11 protein-coding genes are annotated in these 15079 nt (G+C 35.3%); 6 read left to right on the top strand and 5 right to left on the bottom strand.

Annotated elements, in window-relative coordinates; genetic code table 11:
• The 5 genes from CLU81_RS13585 to CLU81_RS27110 all read left to right on the top strand — a co-directional run bounded on the left by CLU81_RS13585 (position 1) and on the right by CLU81_RS27110 (position 9986).
• Entirely contained in the window at positions 1 to 1494 is a 1494-nt protein-coding gene (locus tag CLU81_RS13585; RefSeq protein WP_099710299.1) for a RagB/SusD family nutrient uptake outer membrane protein, read from the top strand.
• 14 nt (positions 1495 to 1508) lie between these two features.
• A complete protein-coding gene (locus tag CLU81_RS13580; RefSeq protein ID WP_099710298.1) occupies positions 1509 to 2621 on the top strand; it encodes a SusE domain-containing protein in 1113 nt (370 codons plus the stop codon).
• 133 nt (positions 2622 to 2754) lie between these two features.
• Complete coding sequence (locus CLU81_RS13575; RefSeq protein WP_099710297.1) at positions 2755 to 4155, top strand: alpha-amylase family glycosyl hydrolase; 1401 nt, start codon at positions 2755 to 2757, stop codon at positions 4153 to 4155.
• Positions 4156 to 4198: 43 nt separating this feature from the next.
• Positions 4199 to 6382: a glycoside hydrolase family 97 protein gene (locus CLU81_RS13570; protein WP_233209706.1), complete on the top strand. Its 2184-nt coding sequence runs from the start codon at positions 4199 to 4201 to the stop codon at positions 6380 to 6382.
• A 235-nt stretch (positions 6383 to 6617) separates the two neighbouring features.
• Complete coding sequence (locus CLU81_RS27110) at positions 6618 to 9986, top strand: Ig-like domain-containing protein (protein WP_233209705.1); 3369 nt, start codon at positions 6618 to 6620, stop codon at positions 9984 to 9986.
• 58 nt (positions 9987 to 10044) lie between these two features.
• Here CLU81_RS27110 and CLU81_RS13555 read toward each other — a convergent pair whose 3' ends face one another.
• From CLU81_RS13555 to CLU81_RS13535, 5 genes are all read right to left on the bottom strand, one after another.
• Positions 10045 to 10887, bottom strand: coding sequence for an alpha/beta hydrolase family protein (locus tag CLU81_RS13555; protein ID WP_099710296.1), 843 nt, complete (start codon positions 10885 to 10887; stop codon positions 10045 to 10047).
• A 19-nt stretch (positions 10888 to 10906) separates the two neighbouring features.
• The gene (locus tag CLU81_RS13550; RefSeq protein ID WP_099712759.1) at positions 10907 to 11914 is read right to left on the bottom strand and encodes an amidohydrolase family protein; all 1008 of its coding nucleotides are present in this window, start codon (positions 11912 to 11914) and stop codon (positions 10907 to 10909) included.
• A gap of 11 nt (positions 11915 to 11925) precedes the next feature.
• Positions 11926 to 12543 carry a hypothetical protein gene (locus CLU81_RS13545; protein WP_199174568.1) on the bottom strand — a complete coding sequence of 206 codons (618 nt, stop codon included), beginning with the start codon at positions 12541 to 12543 and terminating at the stop codon, positions 11926 to 11928.
• Positions 12544 to 12650: 107 nt separating this feature from the next.
• Entirely contained in the window at positions 12651 to 13217 is a 567-nt protein-coding gene (locus tag CLU81_RS13540; protein WP_099710295.1) for a Crp/Fnr family transcriptional regulator, read from the bottom strand.
• Between the two features lie 218 nt (positions 13218 to 13435).
• A complete protein-coding gene (locus tag CLU81_RS13535; RefSeq protein WP_099710294.1) occupies positions 13436 to 13990 on the bottom strand; it encodes a DUF5683 domain-containing protein in 555 nt (184 codons plus the stop codon).
• 230 nt (positions 13991 to 14220) lie between these two features.
• Between CLU81_RS13535 and CLU81_RS13530 the strand changes: the two genes are divergently transcribed.
• On the top strand, positions 14221 to 14952 hold the full coding sequence (locus CLU81_RS13530; protein WP_099710293.1) for an AAA family ATPase: 732 nt from the start codon (positions 14221 to 14223) through the stop codon (positions 14950 to 14952).
• Positions 14953 to 15079 lie beyond the last annotated feature (127 nt).

Raw genomic sequence — 15079 nt, 5'->3', positions numbered from 1 at the left:
ATGAAAATTAAAAATATATTGATAGCAGGAAGCGTTTGTTTCTTTGCTCTGGTTAGCTGTACTAACGTTGATGAAACTGTCTATGACAAATATCAGCCCGATGAATTTTACGGAACACCGGAAGGAGCGGATATCGCTTTGGCAAGTGTTTATGCCCAGATAGGCGGTAACTGGGATGGAGTTGGTTATGCTGGTGCTGATTTAGGCTGGTATGATTTGAATTCTATGTGTGCCGATGAACAAGTTATTCCGCACAGAAATACAGGTGACTGGGGTACTGATTTTGCACGTACCTACAAACACGATTGGTTGCCAACAGATACAATGATAAATAATACTTGGAACTGGTTGTATAGATCCGTTTTCAATGCCAATTTAGCTGTTAATCAATTAGAATTATCAGGTGCTGATTCTTCAAAAATTGCTGAAGCAAAAGTATTAAGAGCTTTTTTCTATTATTTATTGATTGATGATTTTGGGAACGTTCCTTTTTATACAGACAATAATATTACTGTAGATAAAATTCCGCAAGCAAGTCGTCAGGTAGTATTTGATTTCATCGTTTCTGAATTAAAAGCGAATGTTGATTTGTTGCCAACAGGTAAAGGTGGAGAATTGTATGGCCGATTCAACAAATGGGCAGGATACACATTGCTTGCCAAAGTATATTTAAATGCAGGTGTACTTACCGGAACACCAAAATGGGCTGAATGTCTGGCTGCTTGTAACGTTGTCAATGGTGGTGGTTTTTCACTACACTCTGGTGCTGAAGATGTTGCCAATCCTTTAAACAGTAAATACTACGAATTATTTGGAGATGTACTTCCTCAGGATGAAACAATTCTATCTATTTATACAACAGTAGATGTAGTTTCGAGAAACATCTTTGCCGTACGTAGTTTGTATGGTGCGCATTGCAGAGCCTTATTTGGTTATGACGGATGGAACGGAACGATTGTACCTAAAGAGTTTTATTTGAAATATGAAGATGGTGATGTACGTAAAAACCAGTTTTTAGTAGGACAACAACCAGGAGGAGCAAATTATACACTGGATGTAACTTCATTAGACGATCCGGGTGCTGGTGCACAAGAGGGAGTTCGTAATATTAAATTTTATCCTGTTGTACCAAGAGGTGGCGGCGGAGCATCTAATGATTTCCCTATTTACAGATATGCCGATCTTGTTTTAATGATGGCAGAATGTAATGTTCGTATGGGCAATTCCGGAGCAGCTAAACCATTTGTAGATGCTATTAGAACACGTGCAGGTATTTCTGGTTTAACTGGAAATCCAACTCTTGATGATATTTATGATGAAAGAGGTCGTGAACTAAACTGGGAAGGACACCGTAGAGAAGATATGATTCGTTTTGATAAATTTTTATTACCAAATCAATTCAGAGGTCTTTCACCAGAATATAGAAAAATATTCCCTATCCCAACTTCAGCTTTAAATGCTAATCTAGGACTTAAACAAAATCCAGGTTACTAAAAACAGTACACATTATGAAAAAATATATCAATAAATTAGTAGCATTACTCACCATTGTAGTGTTTGCTACTTCTTGTGACAGTGATTTGCCATTGACAGTTTTACAATCTGTTAGTTTTCCGGCACCAATTACTTCTTCAGTAAGTACAGTTGTATTAACGGAGGCAACGGCAGACAATGAGGCTATAACGATATCTTGGCCGGCTGTTGTTTTTCCCGTTGCAGCTCCCGTACTATACACCGTTCAATTTGATTTAACCGCAAACACTAAAGGCAAAAACGCATGGCTAAATGCCAAAGCTTTCGAAGCCGGAAATGACGTTTTGAGTAAATCTTTCACCGTAAGAGAATTAAATAAAATTGCTACAGACTTAGGACTTACACCCGAAGTAACCGGTGCGATATCCGTTAGAGTTGTAGCTGTAATGGATAGAAGTATATATTCTAATGCAATTGACATTACAGTTACTACTTACGAAAAAGCGATTGTTTTTGGCGAAATCTATATGCCTGGAGCATATCAGGGCGAATGGAATGTAGATACAGCATCTGTTTTAACTGCTATTGAAAAAGGTGTTTATCAAGGATACGCTACGGTTCTTCCTGGTTACGGCACAATCTTTAAAGTAAATACAGCCAGAAACTGGACTGAATTTTACGGTGCTGGTGCTGGCGAAGGCAATCTTGAAAGAATGAATGATAAAAATTTAGAATTCCCTGGAACTGGTTCTTATCAGGTTAAAGTAAATCTTAATACTCTGAAATATACAACCACAGCATATGAATGGGGAATTGCTGGAGATGCAACACATTTACCAACAGCTGAAGATCCAAACTACGGTTGGAACAATGCGCTTCCTATGTCTTATGATTACCAAACAAAAACATGGAAAATTACTGCCGCATTAATCCCTGGAAATATTAAATTCAAATTGAATAATCAATGGGTTATTAATTATGGACCTAACGATGGATCAAGCACAGTCGCAACTTATGACGGAGGAGCTTATTATATTTCAGAAGCAGGAACATATGAAGTTACATTTACTGTAAATGAAGCAGCCGGAGTTGCTACAGATAAAGATACATATCCAACAACAGCTTCTTTCACTGTTACTAAAAAATAATCTAACGTATAATAACATAAGCTAGATTAGTTTGAGTGATACCTGCCTTTTTTGAGCGAAAGGCAGGTTATCTATCAAACTTTAAAATTCAAAAATTACAGCTCAGCCTTATAAAAAATTAAATTCCTTAATTATGAAGTCTAATACCAACATCGTTTTAATTTTGCTGCTTGCTTTGGCGTTTGTTTCCTGCAGTTCATCGGATGACAATCCGAAAACAGATCCTAAACCAAATCCGGGAACAGGAACGGAATATCAGCAATACGGCGAGCCATTTGCTAATATGCCTAAAAGTACTGATGCCATTATTTATCAGGTAAATATTCGCGCCTTTAGTAGCGAAGGAACATTAAAAGGTGTTGAGAAAAGATTAGACTCAATAAAAAAATTAGGTGTAAATGTGGTCTATTTAATGCCGATTTATCCTGTTGGACAAGTAAAAAAATCAGGTAAATTAGGTTCTCCTTATTCCGTTAAAGATTATAAAGCTGTTAACGCTGATTTTGGAACTTTAGAAGATCTTCGTTCATTAGTAAATGAATCTCATAAACGCAATATGGCTGTTATTTTAGACTGGGTTGCAAATCATACTTCTTGGGATAACAAATGGATTACAGAGCATTCAGACTGGTATCAAAAAGATGCAAGCGGAAACATTATTATTCCTCCCGGAACAAATTATAACGATGTTGCCCAATTAAATTTTAACAGTACTCCAATGAAAACCGCTATGATTGATGCAATGTCCTATTGGGTTTACAATGCGAACATTGACGGTTTTAGATGTGATTATGCTGATTTTGTGCCAACCGCTTTTTGGGCGCAGGCAATTTCTACTGTTAAAAAAATCAAAAATCAAAATTTCCTGATGATGGCAGAAGGTACCCGTACTGAAAATTTTACAGCTGGATTTGATTATAATTTCGGTTTTGGTTTTTATGATGCATTAAAAAAAGTAGTTGCCAATGGACAACCTGCCTCAAATTTGCAGACACAAAATACGAAAGAATATGGAGTCAATTCAACTTCAGGAAGAATTGTTCGCTATACAAGCAATCATGATGTGAATCTGTCTGATGGTACTCCCCTAGAATTATTTGGTGGAAAAAAAGGATCACTTGCCGCTTTTGTAGTCGCTTTTTCTATGAACTCAATTCCAATGATTTATAATGGTCAGGAAGTCGGTTACAATAAAAGAATTGATTATTTTGATCGCACACCAATCGATTGGTCAACAGCAGATTACGCAATGCTAAAAGAATACAAAAATTTAATTGCTTTTAGAAATAATAGTGATGCCTTGAGAAAAGGAAAATTGACAGGATACAGTAATACTGATGTGAGCGCTTTTATAATGCAAACTGACACCGAAAAAGTTTTAGTTGTAGTGAATTTGCGCAACAATGCTGTAACCTATGGCGCTGCAACTGGAATTGCTAACACTACCTGGAAAAACGCGCTTACAGGTGAATCAGTTGAAATAACGAATCAAATCAAATTGGAGGCTTATCAATATTTAATCCTAAAAAAATAAAAATTTAATACTACGCTGCTGTAGTTTCATCAAATTAAATGCCATGAATTTTCAATCCAAAAAAGCATTGCTTAAAGTTTCATCTTTAAGCAAAACAGTTTGCTTGTGTCTTTTTGTGTGTGCAAACTCATTATGGGTTCAGGCGCAGGAAATAACTTCGCCAAACAAAAACCTTTCTCTAAAATTTGAATTAAAAGAAGGTGGAATTCCATCTTACCAATTATCATATAAACAAAAAGCAGTTATAAAACCAAGTTCTTTGGGTTTAGAACTGCAAAATTTGCCTTCGTTTTTGGATGGTTTTACCGTTACAAATACAGCACAATCCTCTGTTGATGAAAATTGGAATCCGGTTTTAGGTGAAGAAAAAACAATTCGCAACAATTACAACGAGTTGGTTGTCACTTTGGCGCAAGCAAAAAACAACAACAGATATATTCGCATTCGTTTCCGTTTATTCAATGACGGATTAGGTTTTAGATATGAATTTCCGAAGCAAAATGATTTGAATTATTTTGTTATAAAAGAAGAACGTTCTGAATTTAATTTGGCTGGAAATCATAAAATTTTCTGGATTCCGGGAGATTATGATACCAATGAATATGCGTATACAACTTCGAAAATTTCTGAAGTTGCTTCGTTAATGAAAAAAGCTACGATCGATATCAATTCGCAATGGCCTATCAAAGAATTGTCTGTGCAAACGCCATCAATGATGAAATCTGATGACGGTTTATACATTAACATTCACGAAGCAGGTTTGATCAATTATCCGGCAATGTATCTTGAAGTTGATGCTGTAAATTACAAAATGCGCAGTCATTTGGCACCTGATGCCGTTGGTGCAAAAGGATATATGCAAACCGATGCACAATCACCTTGGAGAACTATTGTAGTAAGTGATAAAGCAACTGAAATTTTGGCTTCAAAATTAATCCTGAACCTCAACGAACCAACAAGTTATAAAGATGTTTCGTGGATAAAACCGGTAAAATATATCGGAATTTGGTGGGAATATTTTGTTGCCGGAAAAAGTACGTGGGCATTCGGAAAAGAAACAAACGTAAAATTAACGGATGATTTTACCAAACTTACGCCAAACGGAAAACACGGAGCCACAACAGAACGCGCAAAAGAATATATTGATTTTGCTTCTAAAAATGGTTTTGATGCCATCCTGATCGAAGGTTGGAACATTGGTTGGGAAGATTGGATCAACAACTGGAAAGAGGAAGTTTTTGATTACGTAACCGCTTATCCTGATTTTGATGTAAAAGCAGTTCATGCATATGCAGCTTCAAAAGGTGTAAAAATTATCATGCATCATGAAACTTCAGGATCTGCAACAAATTATGAGCGTCGTTTAGATCGTGCTTTTCAGTTTATGAATGACAACGGTTATGATGCTGTAAAAACAGGTTATGTAGGTAAAATTATTCCGCGTGGTGAACACCATGACGGACAATGGATGGTGAATCATTACATTAATGTAGCCAAACGTGCTGCCGATTATAAGATCATGATTGACAGTCACGAAGCCGTTCGACCAACGGGTTTAAACAGAACTTTCCCAAACTGGATTGCACAAGAATCTGCACGCGGAACTGAGTTTGAATCTATGGGAGGATTAGCACCGGATCACACCACGATTTTGCCATTTACACGTTTAATGGGAGGTCCAATGGATTATACTCCGGGAATCTTTCAAACTGATCTTTCTTATTACGGAACCGGAAGTTCGCAACGTGTGAATACAACTTTGGTAAAACAATTGGCATATTATGTTACGATGTATAGTCCGTTGCAAATGGCAGCTGATATTCCTGGAAACTACGAGCGTTTTCCAGATGCATTTCAGTTCATCAAAGATGTTGCTGTAGATTGGGATAACAGTTACATTCTTGAAGCAGAACCAGGAGATTACATCACGATTGCCCGTAAAGCAAAAGGAAAAGATGCTTGGTTTGTGGGAGGAATCACAGACGAAAACTCAAGAACTGCCAACATTACTTTTGATTATTTACCTGCCGGAAAAAAATTCATAGCTACAATTTATGCTGATGCCAAAGAAGCAAATTGGAATGAAAACCCGCAAAAATATACTGTGACTAAAGTTGTTGTAACCTCAAAAACAATTTTAAAACAGTATTTAGCTCCGGGCGGAGGTGTTGCAATTAGCATTAAGGAAGGAAATGCTACAGAATTAAAGGGATTGAAAAAGTTATAGATTACTAAGTTTTTTTGCTACGAATTTCACGGATTACACGAATTAAGGCTGCAGATTAAAATTTGTGCCAATTCGTGAAATTCGTGGCAGATGACTATGTCCTTTTTTGGACAAAAATTAAAATTTTACTACTTGAAAACTATTAACCACAAAATGTTTGTCGAATTTAAAAACAATGCGAGTGAGAATGAATTTTAGTTAGAAATGCTGACAAGCATGCAAAAAACAAAAAATCATGAAAATAAAAATTACCCCAAGATTATTTCATTTTACGAAAACAATAGTCTGTTTTCTGTTATTATTTGCAAGTTCAGTTTATGCACAAGATCCGCCTCAATACGGCACGCCATTCGCTGGTGTTCCAGATACGAGAGACGTAAACATGTATCAGGTACATATTCGCCCGTTTAGTGCCAACGGAGATTTAGCCGGAGTAACCGCCCGTTTAGATAATATTAAAGCACTTGGTACCAATGTTATTTATTTAATGCCAATTTACCCACATGGTACTGATTCTAAAAGTTCAGCATCACCTTATTGTATTAAAGATTTTAAAGCTGTAGGATCAGAATATGGTTCACTTTCAGATTTAAGAACTTTGGTCGATGGCGCTCACAGCCGCGGAATGGCAGTTATTCTTGATATTGCCATCAACGGAACTTCGTGGGACAATGTCTGGACAACTTCACATCCGGAATATTATATGAGAACCGGAACTACGATTCAACAATTAGGAAACTTCTCAGATATTGCTGCATTAGACCTTAATAGTTCGGCTACAAGAAATGCTATAAAAGACGCAATGCGTTATTGGATTTTTGCTGCAAACATTGATGGATATCGCTGTGATTATGCTAATAATCCTCCTTTGGATTTTTGGTCTGAAGTTAATTCAAACCTTAGAGGAATTTCTTCTCATAATTTATTAATGTTAGCCGAAGGAGACAGACAAGAAAACTTTCAGGTTGGTTTCGACATGAATTATGGTGACAGATGGTTTCATAGCGGTTTATATGATATTGCTAATGGAGGACCAGTTTCTCAAAGGCTCCAGGATCAGTCTACTTATGAATATGCTAAAGCGACTGGAAATCAGCAAATAGTTAGATATATTGGTAACCACGATACTTATACAAATGATAATGGCGTAAGAAGACCATTTGTAGCATTCAAAACCCATAACGGTATTGTTGCTAATTTCTTAGTTTCGGCTTATATGAAAGGAGTTCCTTTTTTAATGAGCGGACAAGAAATCGACTACGAACCAAAAACAGATTGGCCTTGGACTAACTTTAAATTCAACTGGTCACAAAATCCAACTGCAGCAGCAGATTTCGCCAAAATTCTAAATTTTAGAAATACAAGCGCAGCCATCAGACGCGGTGATTTAACTACGTATGCGAATGATGATATCAGCATTTTTACCAAGACATTAGGTACTGAAAAAGTAATCGTAATGTCAAATTTAAGAAACGCTTCAAAATCGTATGTAATTCCGGCAGCTTTAGCAGGAACTTATGTAAATCCGTATAACAATAATGCTTCGGTAACTTTAACTACTGGCGCTACAAGAACATTTTCGGCTTACGAATATTTGGTTTTAACCAATACAAATGCGCCGGTTGTAGCCGTTACAGGAGTTTCGGTTAGTCCAGCGACGGCAACGGTTGGTTTAGGATCTACACAACAATTAAATCCAACTATTGCTCCGGCAAATGCAACAAACCAAAACGTAACCTGGACTTCAAGCAATACAGCTGTAGCAACTGTAAACGCTTCAGGATTAGTTTCAGCAGTTTCGGCAGGAACAACAACTATTACCGTTAAAACAGTTGACGGAAATAAAACAGCAACTTCCGCTATAACTGTTGCGGCAATTCCTGTTGCTTCAGTAAGTGTTTCGCCAACAACGGCAAGTTTATATGCAGGAAATACACAACAGCTTTCGGCTACGATTGCTCCGGCAAATGCAACAAACAAAACCGTAACATGGAGTTCTAGCAATTCAGCAGTTGCAACTGTAAATTCGTCTGGATTAGTAACAGCAGTTTCAGCAGGAACAGCAAATATTACCGTAACTACACAAGACGGAAGTAAAACTGCAATTGCAGCAATTACTGTAAACGCGAATACTAATTTCACGGTTTATTTCTACAAACCATCAAATTGGGGAACTGGAATTAAAATCTATTATTGGAGCGCTTTACCAACAGGAGTTTTAGCTGATGCTTCATGGCCAGGCGTAAACATGACCGATGCCGGAAATGGCTGGTACAGTTATACATTTACAAATGTAACTTCGACTAATTTAATTTTTAATGACGGAACAAGTCAAACAGCTGATTTAAACAGAAACAAAACAGGTTGGTACATGAATACAACTTGGTATGATTCGAACCCTGGAACAGTTGTAGCAGTTACAGGAGTTACATTATCTCCAACAACTGCAACTTTATTAGTAGGAGCAACACAACAATTAACGCCAACAGTTGCGCCTGCAACAGCAACGAATAAAGCAGTAACTTATAGTTCAAGTAATACTACTGTAGCAACTGTAAATACTTCGGGATTAATAACCGCTGTAGCTGCAGGTTCTGCAACAATTACAGTTACAACTCAGGATGGAGCAAAAACGGCAACTTGTGCAGTAACCGTAAATGCAACAAATGTAGCCGTAACAAGCGTAAGTTTGAGTCCAACTTCAGCATCATTATCTGTAGGTGGAACACAACAATTAACGCCAACGATTCTACCTGCAAATGCAACAAACAAATCTGTAAATTACAGTTCAAGCAATACAGCTGTGGCAACTGTAAATTCATCTGGATTGGTAACTGCTTTAGCAAATGGATCAGCAACTATTACAGTAACTACAGTTGATGGAAGCAAAACAAGTACTTGTGCAGTAACAGTTTCGACTGCAACAGGAACTTATTATACAATAAAAAACAGATGGACAGGTGCTTATTTATCTGATGCCGGAGCAAATGTAGGTTACGGTGCAACGGTTGCAAACAACAATTACAAATGGCAAAAAATCGCTATTGACGCAACTTATTTTGTACTTAAAAATGTAGCAACTGGCGAATTAATGAATATCGAAAGTCAAACCGGAAATGTTCAGTCTAATATAACAGATACTACTTTCTGGAGTGCACAATGGTCAAGCGATTATATCGACGGAACTTGGGTTAGATTAAGAAACAGATGGCAAACCGGAAACATTATTCATGTTGAAAACCAAACAGGATCTGCACAATATGGTAATTCTCAAGATGGTTGGTACAGCGCACAATGGCAATTGGAAACAACAACTGTTTCTACTTCAAAATCTGTTGCAAATTCACAAGAAGTTTTAGCAACCGAAAAAGTGGTCACTATTTATCCAAATCCTTCTACAGACAATCAATTTAATGTGTCATTGCCTGAATTAGAAACTGGGAATCAGGCTTCAATTACGGTTTCTGATATGAACGGAAAAACTGTTTTAACAGAAAAACTTTCAACTTCAGGACAAATTAATCATCATTTATCTTCTGGTATTTATATTGTAAATATAAACTCTGCAACATTGAATGTGAATAAAAAACTGATCGTAAAATAATTTCATTTTAGTTATAAAAGAAATGGCGTATGAGATTTTCATACGCCATTTTTTATTTCTAAAGCTTTCCTCTTTTTTGTAAACCTTCAAGTAAATCTTTTGCAAACTCAGCTGCATGAAGTGCATATCCTAAATGTCCTCCGGGAACATATAAAACTTCTGTTCCAAATTGTTTTGCAAGATTGGTAACTGGCCATGCCGGCATTGTATTTACAGAATCTTTTCCTACACAGAAAATAATTTTATCCTTATTTTCTTCTAACTTTTGGGTATCAAAATCAGTCGGAGGATATTGTCTTATTTCGTGTTCAAACCAATAAGTTGTGTTTGGTGTTTCCGGTCCTTTTCCGCCTCTCATGAATTCACCATCCTGAGTTCCGGGAATAATTTCGTCTACAAATTTAGCTTTGGCCGGACCTTCGCCTTCTTTTTTATAAAGATCATAAACTGCCTGATTTTGCGCTTTCCATTTGTCAAAGTCCGGAAGATATTTTAAAGCTGTTGGTTCATGAGGAACAAGCGCCTTAATAATATCTGAATGAAGCACCATTAACTGAAGCGAAACCAAAGCTCCTGAACTGCTTGCAAACACAAAAGCAGGTTCGCTAGTCAAATGTTTTATTAAAGCTGCCGCATCATTTGCATCCGTATCGATACGATGCGTATAATCTTGTTCGCCAACTAATTTAGAACCCGAAAATCCTCTACGATCATAAGTTACTACTGTAAACGTTTTTGATAATATTTCGCGAATAGGTGTAAAGATAAAATGATCTCCATTTGCTCCCGGAATCATTAATAAAACCGGTCCGCTTCCTTTCGTTTCATAATACAATTCAGCTCCTGATACTTTTAATATTCCTGTTGTTACACCTTCTATTGGTTGTTTAGTATTTTCCATTTCTTTTGTGTTTTAAGAATTATAAATTCAATAATTTTTCGACATTCAAGTGTCCTATTTTTGCTTTGTCTTCTTCAGAAATTGAAGCGTTTTTAAGAAAATCTCCTGTTTCGTTTTTTATCAAATAAGGATAATCTCCTGAGTAAATAATGTGGTCCGCTCCCATTTGTGCAATTGCAAATTGCAGTTGAGTTTCAGAGAAAATTCCGCTTGGCGTGATATAAACATGCTCTTTATAATATTCTGAAATCGTACGTTTTAAATTTGTAATCTCAGGATAAAGCGTTTCGTCTAATCTTTCGAGAAAAGCAGGCACAAATTCTCCCCAATGTCCTGAAATTAATTTTAAGTTGGGCAACTTGTCAAATACTCCCGAAAGAATCATTCTGATTACATGAATTCCGCTGTCCATGTGCCAGCCAAAACCTGCTGAAGGAAAAACTCCATTAACTAATTTTGACCAGTTTTCATTTCTATAATAATGATCAGCAACATCTTTTTTAATTATTCCGGGATGCAAATAAATAGGCACATTTAGTTCAGCTGCCATTTTGAAAATCGGATAAAATTCCGGTTCATCAAAGAATCTTCCCTGAAAAGTTCCAGCTATTAAAGCTCCCTTGAAACCAAGATCCTTTACAGCACGGTTTAATTCATTTGCAGCACCAATTGGATCGGCAAGTGGCAATGCGGCAAAACCGGCAAATCGTGTTGGGTTTTGGCTAATATAGCCTGCTAATTCGTCGTTTGCTTCTTTGCAAAGCGCTACAGCTGCAACTGGATCAGCAATTTCCTGAGGACTTCCTCCAGCATATGATATAACCTGCATATCAATACCGCTTTCATCCATGAATTTTATTCTTCTTGCACCAACATCTTCAATATCATCATCAGTCGGCAAAAAATGTCTGATCATTTCATGCATGTCTTTTGCTTTTCCTGCATCTAAATCATTACTCTGATACTGTTTCATTTTTTCTCTAACATTTCGTGAGTTAAAATGTTCTTCTATTGTTATAATTTTCATTTTTTCTAATTTTAAGAGTTTAACCATTCTTCAGATTCCTGATACAATTTTGCGACACTTTCCGGTTTGTCAATTCCAGGTAAATTAACATCTACAGTATATCCACTTTTGCTTAAAGCATAAGACATATTAGCATAACTTGGTCTGAATTTGGCAATTTCCTCTTTTGGAATTATAATACCATCAGAAGGAGAAACTGGAATTAAAGCATCTTTTTCATAAATTCCTTCCATAGAAATAATAGACCAAAGACCATTAATTTTCTGAGTTTTGTATAGAAGTTTTACGTCAGATTGTAGTTCTAATAAATGTCCTTGAATTTCCTGTCTTATCTGAATTGTCGCCATGGTAATCGCAACTGCTTTATCATTATTCAGCCAAACCAAAGTATCAAATAATTTGTGAGGCGCATAAGTTTCCATTTTGCTTGAAGCGTCGACAAAACCGTGTCCAGATCCTTTAAACCATGAAATTGTCACAGTTGAATTTTCTGCAAAACATTTCTTCATTTCCTCCCATTGTGAATTGTCTCTGCAAAAACGTTCAAATTCTATGAGTTCTTTGATACTAAATTTATCAGTTACATTTTCTAAAGTATTTCCGGATGGTTTTCTTAATAGTGTTTTCATGATCAAACCTTTTTAATTTTATTATTAACATCAGTTTGTTTTCTGATGATTTATAGGACAAAATTAGGTCGATAGAAAAACGTGTGCATTGACAAATGTCAAAATCGTTATTTAGATTTGAGTCTGCTTAAAGTTTCCTGAGAAATACCCAGATAACTAGCTACTATTCTATTCGAAAGACGTTGGATATAATGTGGTCTCTCTTTTAAAAGTTTTTCGTAACGTTCTTTGGCTGAAAGTGTAACCAAATCTTCTATTCTGTTATTTTGAAAAGTAAAGGCTAATTCTAACATTCTTCTGTAAAATAATCCCCAACTAGGAATTTCATTCACAAGAATAAAAAAATCATCATGAGAAATAGAAAGTATTTCTGAATCTTCTAATGCATCAATATATTCAACAGAAGGTTTTTGATTGATAAAACTAGTGAGTGCTGTTACGGGAGTATTGTCAAAAGAAATTAATCTTGTTTTTTCCTGACCGTCTTGCGTGATATAATAAGTACGCATACAGCCTTTCTCCAGAAAATAAAATTTATTACAGACTTCTCCCTGAGATAAAATAATGGTATTTCGTTTTACTTTATGAGCAGTAATACAAGACATTATTCTACTCATATCCTGCGTGTTAACTTCTGCTAATTCAGAAATAAAATCTTTAAATATATCTGTCATAAGAATAATTGGTAATAATATGCTTAACTACTAATTGAACAATAAATCAAGCAATTTTAGTGACCTATAAATATAAGGTAAATTCAATTCTTAAAAGTAAAAAGCAAGAAAAAACCTGTGTTTTTAAAGAAAAACGAAACTTCCCTCAAAAAGTAAGATACTATTTGAGGGAAGTTAATATTTAGAAAAAAGGTTTTAAAATTACAAAAGTAATTTCCTTAAAAGGAGTATACACAAGCAAATCCAAAATTAGATTGCACGTTTTCATTCTTAAAATTTATTGCTGGTTTAAAGGCCAAATTTTCGCTCACGTTAAATTGAGATAAAGCGGCATCAATATTTGCATCAATTATATTTAAAACGTAAAATCCAACAATAAACAAAGCCGATAAATCTCTATTTCTCTGATATTGTTTTTGGGCAGCAATTAATTGACTATTGTTTAAGTTCGCCAAATATTCAGAACCACTAGTGTTTCCTAACAATCTGCTTTTATACTCGTTTCGATAAATATTGTAGTTTTTCTTGCTGTCGATATAAAAATAAGTACTCGCTCCAATTGCTCCGTAAACCAAAGGAAGTTTCCAATATTTCTTATTATAAATTTGCCCTAATCCAGGGAAAATAGCCGAGTAAAATGCTGCTTTTGCGGGACGCAACGGATCAATTGTTTCTGATTTAAGAGAATCATTTAAAACGATTTTCTTTGTTTGTTGAGCTGAAATTGTCGTTAATCCAAAAAATAAAAACAGAAGAATAAATTGATATTGCATGTAGAGGTTTCCTTTAAAATTTCTTTCAAAGAAAACTCTTTAGTTCTAAGGTTTTTCTTAAGTAAAAGATAAATAAAACTTAAGATTTAAATTTTGAAACTCATTTGTAAATGAAAATTTTTATCAGTTCTAATACTCTTTCTTTTATCATTTTTTTATTTGAAGAACTCTTACATCAAATTGTTTTACTTTTGAAGACTACTTCCGTTCAATTAAAACTATCTCATTAAGTGATAACAAATAAACCATATTTAAAAGAAATCTCCATCAAAAAAGAGTTGATTTCCAATTATGAGCAATACCCTTTTACGATACCATCTATAAAAGAATTGGATAAAATGGAGTTTCATTCAGATGTTACTTTTATTGTGGGAGAAAATGGTTCTGGAAAATCTACATTAATCGAAGCCATTGCTTTAAGTATGGGACTGGGACAAGAAGGAGGAAGCAAACATGCTCGCTTTAGCAACCATCAAAATATCTCAGGTCTTTTTAATTATCTTAAGATTATCAAAAGTCATATTCTTCCTAAAGATTCTTATTTTCTAAGAGCTGAAAGTTTTTATAACCTTGCAACCTATATGGAAGAAACTGATAATCTACAAGGAACAGGACACTCTTTACACGAATGTTCTCATGGTGAATCTTTCATGAAAATCCTTACTGAAAGATTAGGTGGTGATGGTCTTTATATTTTTGATGAGCCCGAAGCAGCTTTATCTCCCATGAGACAACTTACTCTATTTACTGCAATTGATGAACATGTAAATAACAATTCCCAATTTATAATCGCTACACACTCTCCAATTCTTTTGGCTTATCCAAAAGCGATAATATATCAATTGGATGAAAAAGGAATAAGACAAATTGATTATGAAGAAACAGAACATTATTTAGTCACCAAAGGGTTTCTTAATAATTATAAGAATATGACCGAGATCTTGTTAGATCAGAATAAATAGAGAAGTCTCTGATAAACTCGTTTGAAATATTCTTTAATAGCTTCTTATTGCATCATTAAAAATCAATAGTAAAGTTCATAGAATTACTAGATTTCTCGTCTAGCCCCGATAGAACTGAAAATCCTTT

This window comes from Flavobacterium sp. 9 (assembly GCF_002754195.1).
Taxonomy (GTDB): Bacteria; Bacteroidota; Bacteroidia; order Flavobacteriales; family Flavobacteriaceae; genus Flavobacterium.
Note: the sequence above shows the minus strand (reverse complement) of the source record. Positions and strands in the feature narration are given on the sequence as shown.